Source organism: Rhodococcus sp. ARC_M5, assembly GCF_022810405.1.
In the GTDB taxonomy this organism is placed as follows: Bacteria; Actinomycetota; Actinomycetes; order Mycobacteriales; family Mycobacteriaceae; genus Rhodococcoides; species Rhodococcoides navarretei.
Genome location: NZ_JALGQE010000007.1, coordinates 269980 through 287408, shown reverse-complemented (window position 1 = coordinate 287408; position 17429 = coordinate 269980). Strand labels below are relative to the sequence as shown.

Annotated in this window: 17 protein-coding genes and 1 tRNA gene; 10 read left to right on the top strand and 8 right to left on the bottom strand. The window is 66.3% G+C overall.

Going from position 1 to position 17429, the window contains the following annotated elements:
• Nucleotides 1-2007 (bottom strand): alpha-1,4-glucan--maltose-1-phosphate maltosyltransferase, encoded by a 2007-nt coding sequence (locus MTX34_RS13865; RefSeq protein WP_243594187.1) that lies wholly within the window; start codon nucleotides 2005-2007, stop codon nucleotides 1-3.
• Nucleotides 2008-2212: 205 nt separating this feature from the next.
• On the opposite strand from MTX34_RS13865, the gene glgP reads away from it, so the two are divergent.
• A complete protein-coding gene (gene glgP / locus MTX34_RS13860; protein ID WP_243609750.1) occupies nucleotides 2213-4735 on the top strand; it encodes an alpha-glucan family phosphorylase in 2523 nt (840 codons plus the stop codon).
• Between the two features lie 6 nt (nucleotides 4736-4741).
• Here the strand turns inward: glgP and MTX34_RS13855 are convergent, their stop codons facing one another.
• Together MTX34_RS13855 and MTX34_RS13850 are read right to left on the bottom strand one after the other, a co-directional pair.
• Nucleotides 4742-6790, bottom strand: coding sequence for an ATP-dependent DNA helicase (locus MTX34_RS13855; protein WP_243609749.1), 2049 nt, complete (start codon nucleotides 6788-6790; stop codon nucleotides 4742-4744).
• A 50-nt stretch (nucleotides 6791-6840) separates the two neighbouring features.
• Nucleotides 6841-8190: a nicotinate phosphoribosyltransferase gene (locus tag MTX34_RS13850; RefSeq protein WP_243609748.1), complete on the bottom strand. Its 1350-nt coding sequence runs from the start codon at nucleotides 8188-8190 to the stop codon at nucleotides 6841-6843.
• 57 nt (nucleotides 8191-8247) lie between these two features.
• Here MTX34_RS13850 and clpS point away from each other — a divergent pair, with 57 nt between their 5' ends.
• The 8 genes from clpS to MTX34_RS13810 all read left to right on the top strand — a co-directional run bounded on the left by clpS (nucleotide 8248) and on the right by MTX34_RS13810 (nucleotide 14096).
• The gene (gene clpS, locus MTX34_RS13845) at nucleotides 8248-8607 is read left to right on the top strand and encodes an ATP-dependent Clp protease adapter ClpS (RefSeq protein ID WP_243594183.1); all 360 of its coding nucleotides are present in this window, start codon (nucleotides 8248-8250) and stop codon (nucleotides 8605-8607) included.
• 40 nt (nucleotides 8608-8647) lie between these two features.
• The gene (locus MTX34_RS13840; RefSeq protein ID WP_243594182.1) at nucleotides 8648-9217 is read left to right on the top strand and encodes a DUF2017 domain-containing protein; all 570 of its coding nucleotides are present in this window, start codon (nucleotides 8648-8650) and stop codon (nucleotides 9215-9217) included.
• Between the two features lie 27 nt (nucleotides 9218-9244).
• Entirely contained in the window at nucleotides 9245-10309 is a 1065-nt protein-coding gene (locus MTX34_RS13835) for a P1 family peptidase (RefSeq protein WP_243609762.1), read from the top strand.
• 59 nt (nucleotides 10310-10368) lie between these two features.
• Entirely contained in the window at nucleotides 10369-10998 is a 630-nt protein-coding gene (locus MTX34_RS13830) for a rhomboid family intramembrane serine protease (protein ID WP_243609747.1), read from the top strand.
• Nucleotides 10999-11110: 112 nt separating this feature from the next.
• Nucleotides 11111-11869, top strand: coding sequence for a cyclic nucleotide-degrading phosphodiesterase (locus MTX34_RS13825; RefSeq protein WP_243594179.1), 759 nt, complete (start codon nucleotides 11111-11113; stop codon nucleotides 11867-11869).
• Nucleotides 11870-11890: 21 nt separating this feature from the next.
• A complete protein-coding gene (rph, locus tag MTX34_RS13820) occupies nucleotides 11891-12676 on the top strand; it encodes a ribonuclease PH (RefSeq protein ID WP_243594178.1) in 786 nt (261 codons plus the stop codon).
• Nucleotides 12669-13283, top strand: a complete 615-nt coding sequence (gene rdgB / locus MTX34_RS13815) for an RdgB/HAM1 family non-canonical purine NTP pyrophosphatase (protein ID WP_243594177.1) — start codon at nucleotides 12669-12671, stop codon at nucleotides 13281-13283. Before rph ends, rdgB begins: the two co-directional genes overlap by 8 nt.
• A gap of 15 nt (nucleotides 13284-13298) precedes the next feature.
• A complete protein-coding gene (locus tag MTX34_RS13810; RefSeq protein ID WP_243594176.1) occupies nucleotides 13299-14096 on the top strand; it encodes a triacylglycerol lipase in 798 nt (265 codons plus the stop codon).
• A 2-nt stretch (nucleotides 14097-14098) separates the two neighbouring features.
• Here MTX34_RS13810 and MTX34_RS13805 read toward each other — a convergent pair whose 3' ends face one another.
• From MTX34_RS13805 to MTX34_RS13790, 4 genes are all read right to left on the bottom strand, one after another.
• On the bottom strand, nucleotides 14099-14452 hold the full coding sequence (locus MTX34_RS13805; protein WP_243594175.1) for a DUF3817 domain-containing protein: 354 nt from the start codon (nucleotides 14450-14452) through the stop codon (nucleotides 14099-14101).
• On the bottom strand, nucleotides 14449-14850 hold the full coding sequence (locus tag MTX34_RS13800) for a transcriptional regulator (protein ID WP_243594174.1): 402 nt from the start codon (nucleotides 14848-14850) through the stop codon (nucleotides 14449-14451). Before MTX34_RS13800 ends, MTX34_RS13805 begins: the two co-directional genes overlap by 4 nt.
• A gap of 89 nt (nucleotides 14851-14939) precedes the next feature.
• Nucleotides 14940-15599 carry a maleylpyruvate isomerase family mycothiol-dependent enzyme gene (locus tag MTX34_RS13795; RefSeq protein WP_243594173.1) on the bottom strand — a complete coding sequence of 220 codons (660 nt, stop codon included), beginning with the start codon at nucleotides 15597-15599 and terminating at the stop codon, nucleotides 14940-14942.
• A gap of 62 nt (nucleotides 15600-15661) precedes the next feature.
• Nucleotides 15662-15746, bottom strand: a tRNA-Leu gene (locus tag MTX34_RS13790).
• A gap of 83 nt (nucleotides 15747-15829) precedes the next feature.
• On the opposite strand from MTX34_RS13790, the gene MTX34_RS13785 reads away from it, so the two are divergent.
• Nucleotides 15830-16618 (top strand): TetR/AcrR family transcriptional regulator, encoded by a 789-nt coding sequence (locus MTX34_RS13785; protein WP_243594172.1) that lies wholly within the window; start codon nucleotides 15830-15832, stop codon nucleotides 16616-16618.
• Here the strand turns inward: MTX34_RS13785 and MTX34_RS13780 are convergent.
• Nucleotides 16585-17316: a hypothetical protein gene (locus MTX34_RS13780; RefSeq protein WP_243594171.1), complete on the bottom strand. Its 732-nt coding sequence runs from the start codon at nucleotides 17314-17316 to the stop codon at nucleotides 16585-16587. The two genes, MTX34_RS13785 and MTX34_RS13780, sit on opposite strands and share 34 nt — an antisense overlap.
• Nucleotides 17317-17429: the final 113 nt, after the last annotated feature.

Genomic DNA, 17429 nt, shown 5'->3' with positions numbered 1-17429 from the left:
TCACTTTCGGTTGCCGCGGTAGGCCAGTTCGATTCGTGCCGGGTAGGGGATGTGGGGGAGCGTGAAGATGTGCGCCACCGACGTCCAGGGCTCGAGCCGGACGAAATTGGTGTGGCCCCAGTCGTAGTGGACGCCGCTCACTTCGTCCTTGATCGTGAGGGTGTCCTGCCAGTCGTGGCCCAGAGCCGGCATGTCCAGGTGGATGGTGCCTTCCTCGGCTCCGAAGGGATTGAGGTTGATCACCACCAGGATCGAGTCACCGGTCTGCGGGTCGAACTTGGAGTAACCGATCAACGCCTCGTTGTCGATGCTGTGGAAGTGGATGTTGCGTAGCTGCTGCAGCGCCGGATGTGCACGCCTGATCGCGTTCAGCGTGGTGATCCAGGGCTCGAGCGACTCGCCGCGGGCGAGTGCACCCTCGAAGTCGCGTGGACGCAACTGGTACTTCTCCGAGTCCAGGTATTCCTCGCTGCCTTCGCGCACGGCCTGGTGCTCGAACAGCTCGTAGCCGGAGTAGACGCCCCAGGTCGGAGCCATCGTTGCTGCGAGAGCTGCTCGGAGAGCGAACATTCCGGGCCCGCCGTGCTGCAGGCTCTCGTGCAGGATGTCCGGGGTGTTGACGAACAGGTTCGGACGTGCGTCGTCGGCGCGTCGTGCATGCTCTTCGGCGAACTCGGTCAGCTCCCATTTCGCAGTACGCCAGGTGAAGTACGTGTACGACTGGGTGAAGCCGCGCTGCGCCAAGCCGTACATCCGTACCGGACGGGTGAAGGCCTCGGCGAGGAACAATACATCCGGGTCGGTCTTCTTGACCTCGGCGATGAGCCATTCCCAGAAGTCCGGCGGCTTGGTGTGCGGGTTGTCGACTCGGAAGACCTTGACACCCAGCGAGATCCAGTATCGGACCACGCGAAGCACTTCTTCGTAGATGCCACGGCGGTCGTTGTCGAAGTTGACCGGGTAGATGTCCTGGTACTTCTTCGGGGGGTTCTCGGCGTACGCGATAGTGCCGTCCGGCAGCACCGTGAACCACTCGGAATGCGTTGCAGCCCAGGGGTGGTCGGGAGCGGCCTGGAGGGCGAGGTCGAGTGCAACCTCCAGGTCGTGCTCCTGTGCGGCTGCGACGAAGGCGCGGAAATCGTCCTCGGTGCCCAGCTCGGGATGGATGGCGTCGTGTCCGCCGTCCTTCGATCCGATGGCCCACGGTGACCCGACGTCCTCGGGGCCCGGGGTCAACGTGTTGTTCGGGCCCTTGCGGTTGATGGTGCCGATCGGGTGGATCGGCGGCAGGTAGACGATGTCGAATCCCATGCGCGCGACGCGAGGTAACTGCTCTATCGACGTCGCGAACGTGCCGTGCCGCGGTGATCCGTCCTCGTTCCACCCCCCGGTCGACCGTGGGAAGAACTCGTACCAGGCACCGTTGAGAGCGAGATTGCGATCGACCCAGATGTTGACGGCACGCGAGCGGGTCACCAGCTCGCGCAGGGGGTGCGCGAACAACAGGTCGGCGACCGACGACGCGAACGCCGAGGACACGCGGGCCGGGAGCGGGCGGTCGGTGTCGCGCAGCGCGGCGGCGACGTCGGCCAGCAGTTGCCTGCTCTCGGCAGGAACTCCGGTGGCAGCGCGCAGGAACAGCCGTGCACCGATCTCCAGGTCGTTCGCGAGTTCGTGTGCACTCTGGCCCACTCCGAGCTTGGCTTCGACCGCATGGCGCCAGGTGCTGATCGGGTCGCTCCATGCTTCGATGCGACAGATCCAGTAACCCGGCCGAGAGGGGACGAACACCGCGTCGAACGTGTCGGGTTCGCGGCCCGGTGTCATCGGGATGCGTTCGAGTTTGCCTCCCGGTCCCCGCACCGACAGTGTGGCGGCCACCGCGTCGTGACCCTCGCGCCAGACGTCGGCGGAGACCGGAAAGGTCTCGCCCACCACCGCTTTCGCGGGGTATTTCCCGGTCGTCGTATCTGGAAGGACATTGTCGATACCAAGTCGACCTGTCACTTCACACTCCATTCTTCGCTAGAGGTATGGCTGCGCGGGCGCAACCTCTTGTCGAACCGATATTGGTGTGCTTCTACTCGTCAACCGTAGTGCAGCAGCGGAGATGGCGCGTGCGCCGACGCATACTTTCCGCGCCCTACGCAGCAGAGCAGATTTCACGTAAGACACCCATCGACACCGGTGTCCGTGGGTAGGGTTCGACTCTGTGAAAGCTTTGCGCCGATTCACCGTCCGAGCCCATCTTCCCGCCCGCTTGAATGCCCTCGCCGAGCTGTCGACAAACCTCAGGTGGTCGTGGCACTCGTCGACGCAGGATCTGTTCGAGCACATCGATCCACTGTTGTGGACCGAACTCGAGCGCGATCCGGTGGCCGTACTGGGAGCCGTCGCACCTGCGCGACTCGAGGAACTCGCGGTCGACGATCGCTTTCTGGCCGGGCTGGATGCCGCCGAGGCGGATCTGCACGACTACCTCGCCCGTCCGCTCTGGTACCAGAACGAGCTGTCCGAGGGTCGGGCTCTGCCGTCGGGTATCGGGTACTTCTCGATGGAGTTCGGCGTCACCGAGGTGTTGCCCAACTACTCCGGCGGCCTCGGAATCCTGGCCGGTGACCACCTCAAAGCCGCCTCCGATCTAGGTCTGCCGTTGATCGGCGTCGGGTTGCTCTACCGCTCGGGATACTTCCGCCAGTCCCTGACGGCCGACGGCTGGCAGGCCGAGCGCTATCCGTCCCTCGATCCACACGGTCTCCCGCTGCGGTTGCTCACCGACGACAGCGATTCTCCGGTGTTGATCCACGTGTCGATGCCGGGATCGAGGGTCCTGCGGGCGCGCGTGTGGATCGCCCAGGTGGGACGCGTCCCGCTGCTGTTGCTCGATTCCGACATCGCCGACAACGACCCGGAGCTGCGCGGGGTCACCGACCGGTTGTACGGCGGCGACCAGGATCACCGCATCAAGCAGGAGATACTCGCCGGTATCGGCGGAGTTCGTGCGATCCGGGCATACACGCGTGCACACGGATTGCCCGACCCGGAGGTGTTCCACATGAACGAGGGCCACGCCGGTTTCCTCGGCGTCGAACGCATTCGCGAACTCGTCACCTCGGGCGCGCTGGACTTCGACGCGGCGCTGGCCGCGGTGCGAGCCGGAACTGTCTTCACCACCCACACCCCGGTCCCCGCCGGAATCGACCGGTTTCCGGCGGATCTGGTGCGGCACTACTTCGGTAGTACGGACGGAGGGCCGGACTCGGCGCTGCTGCCGGGGTTGCCGATGGACCGAATTCTCGCCCTCGGCGGCGAGAGCGACGCCTCGGTGTTCAACATGGCGCACATGGGATTGCGTCTGGGGCAACGCGCCAACGGAGTCTCGAAACTTCACGGCATCGTCAGCCGTGAGATGTTCAACGACCTGTGGCAGGGCTTCGACGCCTCCGAGGTGCCGATCGGGTCGGTGACCAACGGGGTGCACGCGCCGACGTGGTCTGCCCGGGAGTGGGCACAGGAGGGGGAGCTGTCCTCGGAGCGCGTGTGGTCGACACGTAACGCTCTGCGTGCGCAATTGGTGGACGAGGTGCGGCGTCGGGTGCGGCGCTCGGCACTCGAACGCGGCTCCACTCAGGCCGAGATCAGCTGGACCGCGAATGTTTTCGATCCGAACGTGCTGACCGTCGGGTTCGCTCGGCGCGTGCCGACGTACAAGCGCCTGACCTTGATGCTCCGCGAACCCGAGCGGCTGCGCGCCATGTTGCTCGACCCGGTTCGCCCGGTCCAGTTGGTTGTCGCGGGCAAGTCGCACCCCGCAGACGACGGTGGAAAGGCGCTCATCCAGCAGATCGTCAAGTTTGCCGATCAAGCCGACGTACGGCACCGCATCGTGTTCCTGCCCGATTACGACATGTCCATGGCGCGCTTCCTGTATTGGGGATGCGATGTGTGGCTGAACAATCCGCTGCGACCGCTCGAAGCGTGCGGCACCTCGGGCATGAAGTCCGCACTCAACGGCGGTCTGAACCTGTCGATTCGCGACGGGTGGTGGGACGAGATGTACGACGGGGAGAACGGCTGGGCCATTCCCACTGCGGACGGCGTCACCGACGACAACCGCCGCGACGATCTCGAAGCCGCCGCGCTGTACGAACTGCTCGAACAGGCTGTGCTACCCAAGTTCTACGACCGCGGGGACGACGGGGTGCCGAGTCGCTGGATCGAAATGGTGCGGCACACCCTCGAACAGCTGGGCCCGAAAGTGTTGGCCTCGAGGATGGTTCAGGACTACACACTGGGCTACTACGCGCCTGCTGCCGAATCCGCCCGTGCAGCCTCGGCCGAGGATCATCGCGGTGCCACGGACGTCGCGTCGTACCGCCGCCGCGTCGAACAGGCTTGGGGCGCAGTGAAAGTCACCCGCGTCGACAGTGACGGCCTGCCGGACACCCCGGTGATCGGTGCGGAGCTCTCGCTGCGCGCCAACGTCGATCTCGGTGGACTGGACGCGTCGGACGTCGTGGTGCAGGCAGTGGTGGGCCGGGCCGATGACGAGGAGAACCTCACCGACATCAGGACGACGGCCATGGCGCACGTGGGAACCGAGGGCGGTGAGCACATCTATGCCGGGCAGACGTCGCTGCCGCACAGCGGTGCGGTGGGGTACACGGTGCGCGTGCTACCTCATCACCACGGTCTCGCCTCGGATGCCGAACTCGGGTTGGTGGCGACGCCGTAAGGGCAGCTACTTTCCGGCCAGGCGGGTGAGCGCCTTGCGGACCACCTCCGGGTCCGAGGTCTCCCAGAACGGCGGCAGCGAGGCACGCAGGTACCCGCCGTAGCGGGCGGTGGCGAGCCGCGAATCGAGAACGGCCACAACACCTTTGTCGTCGACGCTACGGAGCAGTCGGCCGACACCCTGCGCCAGCAGCAGGGCCGCGTGGTTGGCGGCGACCGCGAGAAAGCCGTTACCGCCGCGGGATTCGACGGCCTGCTGCCGGGCCACCAGCAGTGGATCGTCGGGCCTCGGAAACGGAATACGGTCCAGGATGACCAAACTCAGCGACGGGCCAGGGACGTCGACGCCCTGCCACAGCGACAGCGTCCCGAACAGGGAGGTGGCCTCGTCGTCGGCGAACTTCTGCACCAGTGCGCCGGTGGAGTCGTCGCCCTGGCACAGGATCGGTGTGTCGAGGCGTTCGCGCATCTCCTCGGCGGCGGCCTTGGCGGCGCGCATCGACGAGAAGAGTCCGAGTGTGCGGCCGCCTGCGGCGCTGACCAGGGACTCGATCTCGTCGAGGGATGACTTCGACAGGCCGTCACGTCCGGGCGGCGACAGATGCTTGGCGATGTACATGATCCCGGCCCGCGCGTGGTCGAACGGCGAGCCGACGTCGAGCGAATTCCACCTGATCGACCCGGTGTCGGACGGCGGTTCGACGCCGGACGCCATCGCGGTGTCACTGCGCGACGGCTTCTCTGCCGGCAGCCCCCAGTTGACGGCCAACCCGTCGAACGATCCACCGACGGTCAAGGTCGCGGAGGTGAGCACCACGGTGGACTCGGCGAACAAGCGCGCTCGCAGCAGTCCGCCCACCGACAGCGGAGCGATGCGGACGGTGCGTTTGACGTTGCCGCGGAAATCGTCGACGGCATGCCAGACGACGTCCTTGCGTTTGGCCGGATCGGGTTCGTCGAACGCCGTGAGAACACGGACAGCGCTGTCGTGCACCTCGTCGACCGCGACGAGTGCGGCGCTGCGGGCCGCGGCAGCCTCGGGATCGCTGGCCGCCATGCCCTGCTTGTTGGGGCCGATCGCGGTCCGCACCGCCCAGGCGGCGTCGCGGATGGAGGCGAGTGCGGGGCCGACGCCGTCGGGGAGGGACTGCCAGCGGCTCGGGGGTAACTCGTCCAGAATTGCGGCCCAGTTCTCGGCAGCTCCCTCGAGCTGGTCGACCGTCTCTTCTTCGATGAGTTTGGCGCTACGACGCGCCGCGGCGGTGACGGTTGCGGCCGACAGTTCCTCGGTGGCCACCCCGGTCACCCGGTCGACCAGTTCGTGGGCCTCGTCGACGACCACGACGTCGTGCTCGGGCAGGATCTGGATGCCGGTGATCGCGTCGATCGCCAGCAGGGCATGGTTGGTCACGACCACGTCGACCTGGGCGGCCTCGGTGCGGGCGCGCTCGGCGAAGCAGTCCTCGCCGACCGGGCAACGTGATTTGCCCAGGCATTCCCGCGCGGTGACGCTGACCTGACGCCAGGCTTGATCGCTGACCCCTGGCACCACGTCGTCACGGTCACCGGTCTCGGTCTCGGACGACCACTTCGTCAGCCGGACCACCTCTCGTCCCATGCGGGAGACGGCGAACGGGTCGAACAGTTCCGCGTCCGGTGCCTCCTGCGCAGCGCCGGTATGGATCTTGTTCATGCACAGATAGTTGTTGCGGCCCTTGAGGATTGCGAACTTCGGGCGACGGCCGACTGCCTCGGTCAGGGCGTCGGACAGGCGGGGTAGATCGCGGTCGACCAGCTGTCGCTGCAGCGCGATGGTGGCCGTCGAGACGATGACGGTCTTGCCGGATTCCACCGCGTGCCGAATGCTCGGCACCAGGTAGGCGAGGGACTTGCCGGTGCCGGTGCCCGCCTGCACCGCGAGATGCTCCCCGGTATCGATCGAGTGCGCTACCGCCGAGGCCATCGTCAGCTGATTGCTGCGTTCCTTGCCGCCGAGCGAGTGCACCGCGACCTGCAGTAGAGCGGGAACGGTTGGCAACTCGGTCTTCGACGGCACCGAAGCAGACTACTGCCGATCGCCCACCCGGTTCGGTATCGACACTGCAGTTACCCCTCGACGAAGCGGGTGGGGATCGCCGGCTCGCCCTGGGACAGTTTCAGGCCCTCCCACGGGAGGCTGACCAGCCGTCGGGCCAGCAGGTCACGGCCGTCGGTGAGGGTCGGAAGATCGGCGACCCGTTCTCCGCCGCGGACCAACGGGGTGGTCAACGTCTCCACCGTCAGATCGCTCTCGACGGTCGGGGGAGCGTCGAAAGGATGCACGATCTCCTCGATCGCGGTGCCTGTGCTCCGCGCCGTCCGCACAGCAGCCTTGGTACCCCCACGCGATTCCTTGTGGCTGCTCCGCTTGGCGACGGGGATGCCGTCGACGGTGACCAGCTTGTAGACCATGCCCGCCGTCGGAGCACCGGAACCGGTGACCAGTGACGTGCCGACGCCGTAGGAGTCGACCGGCTCGGCCCGCAGTGCGGCGATGGCGTACTCGTCGAGGTCGCCGGAGACGACGATCCTGGTCCTCGGCGCACCCAGTGCGTCCAGTTGGTCGCGAACCTGGCGCGCGAGTACGCCGAGGTCGCCGGAGTCGATGCGCACACCGCCGAGTTCGGGCCCGGCCACCTCGATGGCGTTGGCGACGCCCTGGGTGATGTCGTAGGTGTCGACGAGCAGGGTGGTGCCCACGCCGAGCGCGCGCACCTGAGCCGCGAAAGCGGACCGTTCGTCCGGGCCGTCGGCGGTGGTGTGCAGCAGCGTGAAGGCGTGCGCCGATGTACCAGCGCCAGGGACGCCGTGGCGTCGGACGGCTTCGAGGTTGGATGTCGCGGTGAATCCGGCGAGATATGCCGCCCGCGAGGCAGTGACGGCGGCCTCCTCGTGGGTGCGCCGCGATCCCATCTCGATGATCGGACGGGACTTGGCTGACGCCACCATCCGCGCAGCCGCGGAGGCGATCGCACTGTCGTGATTGAGGATGGAGAGCACGAGCGTTTCGAGGACGACGCACTCGGCGAAGGTGCCGCGGACGGTCAGGACGGGAGAGCCGGGAAAATACAGCTCGCCCTCGCGATAGCCGTCGATGTCGCCCGTGAACCGGTAGTTGCGCAGCCATTCGACGGTGTCGGCGTCGAGGAATTCGGCGACGATCCGCAGCTCGTCCGGGCCGAACCGGAACCGCGTGATGGCGTCGAGAATGCGTCCGGTGCCCGCGAGAACTCCGTATCGCCGGCCACCAGGTAGGCGTCGCGCGAACACCTCGAAGCTGCAGATGCGATCGGCGTAGCCGCTGGCCAGAGCCGCGGACAGCATCGTGTACTCGTACTGATCGGTCAGCAGCGCGGTGCTGGCACCGTCGCTGGAATTCGCGTGATCCGTGGTCGCGTCGTTGCTCACCTCGCCCACACTACGAGCGAAGGGGCGAGCGTGGGAGGCTGGCCCGACACGCCGTACCCTGTTGCCATGCCTTGGTTGACGGTGGATGGAACGCTTCTGCCCGTGGACGGCTTCTCGGCAGGTGAGGTGGTCGCCGCGTCACCGCAGGCGGTTCCGGCGCAGTCCGAGGCCGTTGCAGCGGACGAATCGCACGACACCCCCTGGGTCACCATCGTGTGGGACGACCCGGTCAACCTGATGCACTACGTGACCTACGTGTTCCAGAAGCTGTTCGGCTACAGCAAGGCCAAGGCCACCGAGCTGATGATGCAGGTGCACTCGGAGGGCAAGGCCGTCGTGTCCAGTGGTGAGCGCGACGCGATGGAGAACGATGTTCGACGGCTGCATGCGGCGGGTCTGTGGGCCACCATGCAGCAGGACAAGTAGTAGCTCGCCCCCTCTTCGTCAGATAAGGACATCAGTAACAGTGCGCACGTGGACGAGACGTAATTCGTTGTCCGGGGTCAAGATCAAATCCGAGATCGATGCTCGTGAGGCCGCCGTGCTCCGGTCGCTCGTCGGCTCCGTTCTCGGATTGCTGCGCGACCGCTCCGCCGCCGCCCCCACCGACGAGCTCGCCGCGCTGACCGGTCTGCGTACGGGCCACAACAGTCCGCCCGAGGATGCCGCGCTGGCGCGGTTGCTGCCGGACTTCCATCGCGCCGACCCGGGCCGCGACGAAGAAGATCCGGCCGACCTCAACGGTGCGCTGCGCGGACTTCACGAACCCGAGATCATCGACGAGAAGATGGCCGCGGGATCGATGATCCTGGCCACGCTGCCCGAATCCGGTGGCAAGATCGTGCTGACCCAGGAGCAAGCGGACGCATGGTTGACCGGACTCAACGACGTGAGGCTGGCGCTCGGCACGACGCTGGGGATCAATGCGGACACACCCGACGTCCTCGACGAGGGTGATCCTCGTGCTCCACATCTCGATGTCTACCACTGGCTGACCTGGATGCAGGATTCACTCGTACAGGTCCTCACTCCCTAGGACGCCCGCGTGACCGCTGCCTTCCAGATGCCCGGACCACGGGACAGTTTGACCGACGTCGCAGGTCTGCTGGTCGGTCATCATCACGAACTCGACGACGCCACGATGGGATCCGGTTCGGCCACCGGGTGCACCGTGGTGCGCGCCCTCGGAGGTGCGACGGCCGCCGTCGACGTCCGCGGCGGCGGGCCGGGAACACGCGAGACCGACCTGCTCGATCCGAGCCATTCCGTCCAGCACGTCAACGCGATCCTGCTGACCGCGGGGAGCGCCTACGGGCTCGCGGCCGCCGACGGTGTCATGCGGTGGCTGGAAGAACACGGCCAGGGCATTCCGATGGGCAGTCCCGACCACGTCGTTCCGATAGTGCCGGCCGCGGTGATCTTCGACCTTCCGGTCGGCGACTGGGCAGCGCGTCCGACGGCGGAGTTCGGCTATCTTGCCGCGGCAGCGGCGGCGACCGAATTCGCGACGGGATCGGTCGGTGCGGGTGTCGGTGCCCGCGCCGGCGTGCTCAAGGGTGGTGTCGGTACCGCCAGCACGGTGATCGAGGGCGGCCCTGCCGACGGGGTGACCGTCGCTGCGCTGATGGTCGCCAATCCGGTCGGCGCAGTGTTCGACCCACGCACCGGTCTGCTGTGGGGTGTCGGCACGCTCGGGCCTGCGTCGTTCGGCATGCGCACGCCCGACGTGAACCAGCTGTGGGCCGCGCTGGCCCTCGAACCCAAGGGCACTGCCCTGAACACCACGATCGGGGTCGTCGCCACCGATGCCGCGTTGTCGTCGGCGTCGTGCAAGCGGATTGCCGTTGCCGGTCACGACGGTCTGGCACGGGCCATTCGACCGGCACACTCGCCACTCGACGGCGACACGATCTTCGCCGTGTCCACCGGCACCAGACCCGTCACCGCAGAGTCCATGGTGCCCGCGGCGTTCTCGGCGGAACTCCCGGTACTGGCCGCGGTCACCGAGGCCGCAGCGATCGTCGTCGAGAAAGCAATCGTCCGAGCTCTGCTCGACGCCACATCGGTGGCGGGCATCCCCACGTACCGCCAGATCTTCACGTCCGCGTTCGGCGGATCGGGAGCCTGAGCGCAGCTCACTCGATACCTCTGCCCGGTACCGTGGAGGTACCGAATCCGGAGGCGATCATGAGCGAGATCAGTAACCGTCCAGCGCAGCGTGAGCGGCCGGTCTGGATGCAAGCCGCCATGCTGGTGGGAGCTTTCACCGTGCTGCTGTGGGTCATCGAGTTCATCGATGTGGCCAGCGGATCGAGACTCGAACGCAATGGCATCGAGCCGCGCTCGATCGAGGGGTTGTGGGGCATTCTGTTCGCGCCCGTGTTGCACGACGACTGGCAGCATCTGATCGCGAACACCGTGCCCATCGTCGTGCTCGGATTTCTGGTGTTGCTGTCCGGACTTGCGCGCGGTTTGGCCGCCACCGGGATCATCTGGGTGGTCGGCGGATTCGGCACCTGGCTCATCGCCGGTTCCTACACGAACACCATCGGCGCGTCGATTCTGATCTTCGGCTTCATCGCGTACCTACTGGTTCGAGGGTTCTTCACCCGCAAGCTCGGGCAACTCGCGATCGGCGTCGTGGTGTTCGTGCTGTACGGCAGCGCTCTATGGGGTGTGCTCCCTAGCGAACCGAACGTCTCGTGGCAGGGGCATCTGTTCGGCGCGGTGGGCGGAGTGGTTGCAGCTCGACTGCTCTCGGCCGACGCCAGAGCCGAGCGAGCGCGCGCGAAATCGCTCGATCGGCCCACTTCGTAGTCACGAGGTAACTGCAGACACATCTGTCGTCGGCGGTGAATTTCGCCGACTCGCGCTGTGAATACTGCCCGAACGTTTCGAGTGACGCACTCGGCGTGGCAGCATGGCTTTCATGCGAATTACCGTCCTGGGATGTTCGGGCAGTGTGTCCGGACCCGATTCGCCCGCGTCGGGCTACTTGCTGGAAGAAGAGGAGACCTCTCCGGTCGTCCTCGACTTCGGTCCGGGCGTTCTCGGGGCGTTGCAGCGCTACGCCGACCCGGGCGATGTGAGCGTTCTGCTCTCGCATCTACACGCCGATCATTGCCTCGACGTTCCGGGTCTGCTGGTGTGGCGTCGCTACCATCCCACTCCGCCGGAGGGGCGCGCGATCGTCTACGGACCGAAGGACACAGCGTTCCGGCTCGGAGTGGCCTCGGCCGAGTGCGGTGGCCAGATCGACGACATGTCCGACACGATCGATCTGCGTCGCTGGGTGGACGGGCGCACCGTCGAATTCGGCAAGCTGTCGATTCTGACTCGGCAGGTGTTTCACCCGCCGGAGTCGTACGGCATGCGAGTCACCACGGGCGCGGGCCGCACGTTCGCGTACAGCGGCGACACGGGAATGTGTCAGGCGGTGCGAGATCTGGCGCACGGGGCCGATGTGTTCCTGTGCGAGGCATCGTGGACCGACAGTCCCGAGCGGCCGGAGGGCGTGCACCTGTCCGGAACCGAGGCCGGCCGAATCGCTCGCGAGGCCGGAGTCGGGGAGTTGCTGCTCACCCACATTCCGCCCTGGACGTCCCGCGAGGACGTCATCGCCGAGGCCAAGGCGGAGTTCAGCGGACCGGTTCATGCCGTTCTTCCGGGGGACGTATTCACCGTCTGAGGACGCGCTAGGCTTCGAGTCGTGTCCAGACGAGAAGACGGCAGAGCGGACGACGAGCTCCGCAACATCAAGATCACCCGCGGATTCACCAGTCACCCGGCAGGGTCGGTGCTGGTCGAGTTCGGCAACACCAGGGTGATGTGCACGGCCAGCGTCGAGGAGGGCGTCCCGCGCTGGCGGAAGGGATCCGGCCTCGGTTGGCTCACCGCGGAGTACGCGATGCTCCCGGCCGCGACGCACACCCGCAACGGTCGCGAATCCGTCAAGGGCAAGGTCGGCGGACGAACGCAGGAAATCTCCCGCTTGGTAGGACGTTCGCTGCGTGCCTGCATCGACCTCGCCGCCATCGGTGAGAACACCATCGCACTCGACTGCGACGTGCTGCAGGCCGACGGTGGTACCCGAACCGCAGCTGTCACCGGGGCGTTCGTGGCGCTCAACGATGCGGTCACCTACTTGCGTGCAGCAGGACGACTGGCCGATCCGCAGCCCATCTCGTGCATGATCGCCGCGGTCAGCGTCGGCGTCGTCGACGGTCGAGTGCGTCTCGATCTGCCCTACGAAGAAGACTCACGCGCCGAGGTCGACATGAACGTCGTCGCCACCGACACCGGCACGCTGGTGGAAATCCAGGGAACCGGAGAGGGCGCGACGTTCCCACGCACCACCCTCGACAAACTGCTCGATTCGGCATTCGTCGGTATCGAGAAGTTGTTCGACGTGCAGAGGGAAGCTCTGGCGTTGCCGTACCCCGGCGATCTGCCCGAGCCCGCGGCCGCGGAATCGAAGAAGAAGTTCGGTGCCTGATACCAAGCTTCTGGTAGCAAGCCGGAACGCGAAGAAGCTGCGCGAACTCCGGCGGGTGCTCGATGCCGCCGGAGTGGTCGGAATCGAACTGGTCGGCCTCGACGAGGTGCCGCCGTTCCCGGAGGCTCCCGAGACCGGAGCGACCTTCGAGGACAATGCGTTGGCCAAGGCGCGCGACGGCGCGGCGGCCACCGGATTGCCCTGTGTGGCAGACGATTCCGGTATCGAAATCGATGCCCTGAACGCGATGCCCGGAGTGCTGTCGGCACGCTGGTCCGGTACACACGGGCAGGACGAGGCCAATACCGCGTTGGTTCTGGCGCAGCTGAGCGACACCCCCGACGAGCGCCGCGGAGCCGCCTTCGTCTCGGCGTGTGCCCTCGTGATTCCCGGCGGCACCGAGACCGTGGTCCGCGGCGAGTGGCGCGGTGCGGTTGCCCGAGAGCCGCAGGGGGAGAACGGCTTCGGCTACGACCCCATCTTCGTGCCCGAGGGGGACGGCCGCAGCGCAGCACAGCTGAGTCCCGAGGAGAAGGACGCCGCCTCGCATCGGGGTCGCGCGCTACGCACGCTGATTCCGGCGCTCGAAGAACTGGCAGGGACGTAGCTCGTGGATGCGCGCGTGATTCTGAGGCGTACTGCGGTGGTGCTCGCCGCCGCCGCGGTGTGCCTGGCGGGTACGCCTGCCTCGGCGGCACCTGTGTCAGGCTCCTTCGTCGAGGCTTTCGCCTACTCGATCGCGCACCCGGGAGTGACGCCTGCCGGCTCGAACGACTTCTCGTGCGTTCCGAGCGCGCAGCATCCCGAGCCGGTGGTGCTGGTGCACGGATTCCTGGAGAACTCCTATGCCAACTGGGCATCCCTGTCGCCGAAGCTGGCCGCTGCCGGATACTGCGTGTTCGCGATCGACTACGGCAAGACCGGACCGGTTCAGGCCCTCGGTGCGCTCGAACCCATCCCCGAGAGTGCTGCGGAACTGTCGACGTTCGTCGATTCCGTGCTCGCGGCGACGGGCGCGCAGAAGGTGTCGATCGTGGGCCACTCGAAGGGCGGCACGGTTCCGCGCTACTACGCCCGCTTCCTCGGTGGCGACCGCACCGTGGCGCGGATCGTGGCGTTGTCTCCGCCGAACTACCCGACGGCAGGTCCGCCGGTGCAGGACGACGTGCTCGAGCGACTGAACGAGGGGAGCGACACCGTCTCGGGAATCGACTACACCACGATCGTCACCCGATACGACCAGGTCGTCGTTCCGTACACGGCCTCCCTGCTCAGCGGAGCGGGAAACACGAACGTGGTGCTGCAGGACGTGTGTCCGTCCAATGCCGTCGAGCACACGGGAATCTCGTACGATCCGCTGGCTCAGCGGCTGGTGCAGAACGCATTGGATCCGGCGATCGCGCAGCCGATCGGCTGCTGACGTCAGACGGCGAAGTCGGCTTTGACCTGCTCGGTGCGCTTGTGCTCGACGTAGAAGGACAGGAACGGAATGGTCCCGGCGAGCAGTGTGCCGATCGTGCGGGCGGCAGGCCACCGAACCTTGATGGCGAGATCCACCGTGAGCACGAGGTACACGAGGTAGACCCAACCGTGCACGACGGCAATCCAATTGGGCACGTTCTCGACCTCGAAGATGTACTTCGCGACCATCTCGGTCACGAGAACGAGCAGCCAGATGCCAGTGGCGTAGGCCAGAACGCGGTAACGCAGCAGCGCGGACGCGATCTTCCGATTCTTGTCGGTGGACGGCTGTGTCTTGTCCGGTGCCGAACTCACGTGGTGCTCCTGTCGGTCCCGCGGGATTCGTTCAGCTCCGCGAGGTAGTTGTTGTACTCGAGTAGTTGCCTGGCCTCGGGATCGTCGAGGTCCGCAGCGTCGGTTGCCGGGGCGCCCCGCTGGGGGAGCAGGTCGAGCGGCACCTCGGTGGGCCCGTCGGGCCGAGCCGCCGCCGCCTCCTCGGGGTCCTCGTCCTCGAGGCGGACGAACTTGCGGTAGGCGTAGACCACGAACACAGCGAACAGGGGCCATTGGAACGCGTAGCCGAGGTTCTGGCCGTTGCCACCGACTGCCTCGAAGCGTTCCCATTGCCACCAGCCGAGGCCCAGGCACACCGCCGCGGACACGATGACCAGCGCGATCAGTGCTGGCCGACGGTTCGGGCGGGATGACGTCATCCCTCGACGGTACCGGAGGTACTACTACTGGAGGTAGTCGCGTGCTGCGGCCCGGCGGTGATTCTCACCATGGACGACTCGGGTGCGACTCATGCGCGACGACGGTTCGCCCGTGCTCGGGCGAGTTGCTCGGCACCGGGGCCGGTGACGTCGGCGAGAGCGCTGCTGCGCCCCGTCAGCACCAACGCCAGGGTGCCGGCGGATCCCTCGATGAGGGGTCCTTCGCCGCGGCTCCACTCCAGATCGGTTGCTCGCCACCGCAGTCGAAGTTCGGGGCCCTTGAACGGTGCGGCACCGCTCGCGGGCACCAGGAAATCGAGCATCGTGATCATGCGGTGGTCGGGAACGTGGTGCTCGATTCCCAGCGGCCTGCACACGTCGAGTCCGTGCACGATGACGTCGGACAAGGGGGCCAGCGGACCGTGGCCAGGCGGGGTGAATTTCTTGTCGGCGTGAGCTGTCAGGAGCGCGGGTAATTCGTCGCCGTGCTTGCGCCTCACACGCTGGGTCATCAGCTGATTGGCCCGGTCGAAGTTGCCTCGGGTACGTGCCATGGCAAGGCCGAACTGCCTGAGCGGGATGATCAACGGGACCACCAGATGGGCGGCGACGTCGCGCACCGTCCAGGCCTCGCACAGCGATGGGGTGTCCCATTGTTCGGGGGTGAGAGCCTCGAGAGTTCTTGCGAGAGAACGCCTCTCGTCTGAAATCTCGGCGAAGATCGCGTCGTTGTCGGGGTTTCTGGACATTCGAGCCGCCTTCACACGTCGGAACCTGCAGAAGTCTCGAGAAAAGCCGGGTCGAACGACCGTGGTGCGCGAGGGGGGACTTGAACCCCCACGTCCTGAGACACTGGAACCTAAATCCAGCGCGTCTGCCAATTCCGCCACTCGCGCGTGCCGGTGAAGTCTACAACCGATGCTCCGGTGCGCGCGACGCGGTTCTTCGAGCCAGGTCGACCTCCGATTAGGCTCGCCGGGTGGTGAAGAAGGAGAACTCGTTCGACCCAGCGCGCATCCTCGAGTTGCTGTGGCGAGTCGATGCCAAGCCGAGTCGAACCGGACTGAGCGTGGATGCGATCGTCGACGCCGCGATCGAACTGGCCGATGCGAGCGGTCTGGCCTCGGTATCGATGCGGAACGTGGCAGAGCATCTCGGTGTCGGTGCGATGTCGCTCTACACGCACGTGCCGGGCCGGGAAGAGTTGGCCGATCTGATGATCGATCGAGCACTCGCGGGCCTCTATTCGGACGTCGACGAGCCGTCCTCCGTCGCCGGCGGCTGGCGTCCTGCTCTGCGGTTCGTCGCCGAGCGCAATTGGTCTCTGTACCAACGGCATTCGTGGCTACTCGAAGCAGAGGGGGCACGCCCTGTGCTCGGTCCGCACACCAACGACAAGTACGAGGCAGAGTTGCGCGCCCTGGTCGGCATCGGCCTGGACGACGTCGAGATCGATTCCGTTCTCACGTTGGTTCTGACCCACGTCTCCGGTACCGCGCGAGCCCTTGCAGGCGTGAGGCGTGTGAAGGAGCAGTCGGGCCTGACCGATGCCCAGTGGTGGTCGGCCACGGCTCCGATCCTCGAACGGGTGATGGACCGTGATCGCTTTCCGGTGTCGTCTCGGGTCGGGACGGCCGCGGCGACGTCGTACGACGCCGCCAGCGACCCCGTGCACGCCTACCGGTTCGGGTTGGAGTGCATTCTCGACGGTGTGGAGGCGCTGATGTCGCGCACTCAGCCCACCGACCGGAGCGCTGCCCCGGAGTGACGCCGCTTGGGCCTGCGCAACTTGTGCTGGTATCGCCACACGGCATGCTCGAGTGAGGCGAGGTCGGTGCCGAGTGCGTTCGCTGCCGCGGTGAGAATGACGGGGGAGCGGTCTTCGGCGATTCCGGCGGCGAGGTTCTGATGGAGGGGTTCGAGTGCGTCGGCGACGAAGGAGTTCAGATGTGCGGCCGCTGTGTCGGTCCGCACCCCGAGATGCATGAGCATGCATTCCCAGGTGGTCTCGCCGAGACCGGGAATCGCGCAGAACGCCTCGAATTGTTGCTCGGTGTGCTGCTCGAAGTCGCTCGATCGGCTCAGTCCCACCGACACGAGCGTCTGTGCTGCCACGGCTGCAGCTGCTGCCTTGGTTCGGCTGTTGCCCGGAACGAACTGACGGTTGGACAGAATCTCGACGAGTACGTCAGGATCTGCATTCAGTTCGGCGAGCGTTGTCAAATCATCGAGTCGGTTGTCGCCACGATGCGATCGCCATCGCGCGAGCACTGCGCGGACCCCGCTGCTGGGTCCGCCGTAGGGTGCGCGAGCAGAGAAGATCGCATCCAGTAGCGCGACCTCGCTCTCGCCGCGCCACCCGGGCGTCCAGTGCGGCGAACGTGATTGTGACGCAACAGATTCGATATGCGTCAGCAGTGCGTTCAGTTCGTCTTGGGTGCAGATATCTGTAACCGATGAATACATGAATTCCCCCCGGAGTTCGTCGACCACTCTCCCGAGGAGTGGTTCGATCGCCCACGGTAGAGGGCGTCACCGACAAGCTCTGCGGATGACAAACTGTGCTCGACATCACATCA

What these genes read in the sequence shown, in the direction of transcription:
- clpS (WP_243594183.1), top strand. Translation starts at nt 8,248, where the DNA reads ATGCCTTGGTTGACGGTGGATGGAACGCTTCTGCCCGTGGACGGCTTC.
- MTX34_RS13835 (WP_243609762.1), top strand. Translation starts at nt 9,245, where the DNA reads ATGCCCGGACCACGGGACAGTTTGACCGACGTCGCAGGTCTGCTGGTC.
- MTX34_RS13830 (WP_243609747.1), top strand. Translation starts at nt 10,369, where the DNA reads ATGAGCGAGATCAGTAACCGTCCAGCGCAGCGTGAGCGGCCGGTCTGG.
- MTX34_RS13825 (WP_243594179.1), top strand. Translation starts at nt 11,111, where the DNA reads ATGCGAATTACCGTCCTGGGATGTTCGGGCAGTGTGTCCGGACCCGAT.
- MTX34_RS13800 (WP_243594174.1), bottom strand. Translation starts at nt 14,850, where the DNA reads ATGACGTCATCCCGCCCGAACCGTCGGCCAGCACTGATCGCGCTGGTC.
- MTX34_RS13795 (WP_243594173.1), bottom strand. Translation starts at nt 15,599, where the DNA reads ATGTCCAGAAACCCCGACAACGACGCGATCTTCGCCGAGATTTCAGAC.
- MTX34_RS13780 (WP_243594171.1), bottom strand. Translation starts at nt 17,316, where the DNA reads ATGTATTCATCGGTTACAGATATCTGCACCCAAGACGAACTGAACGCA.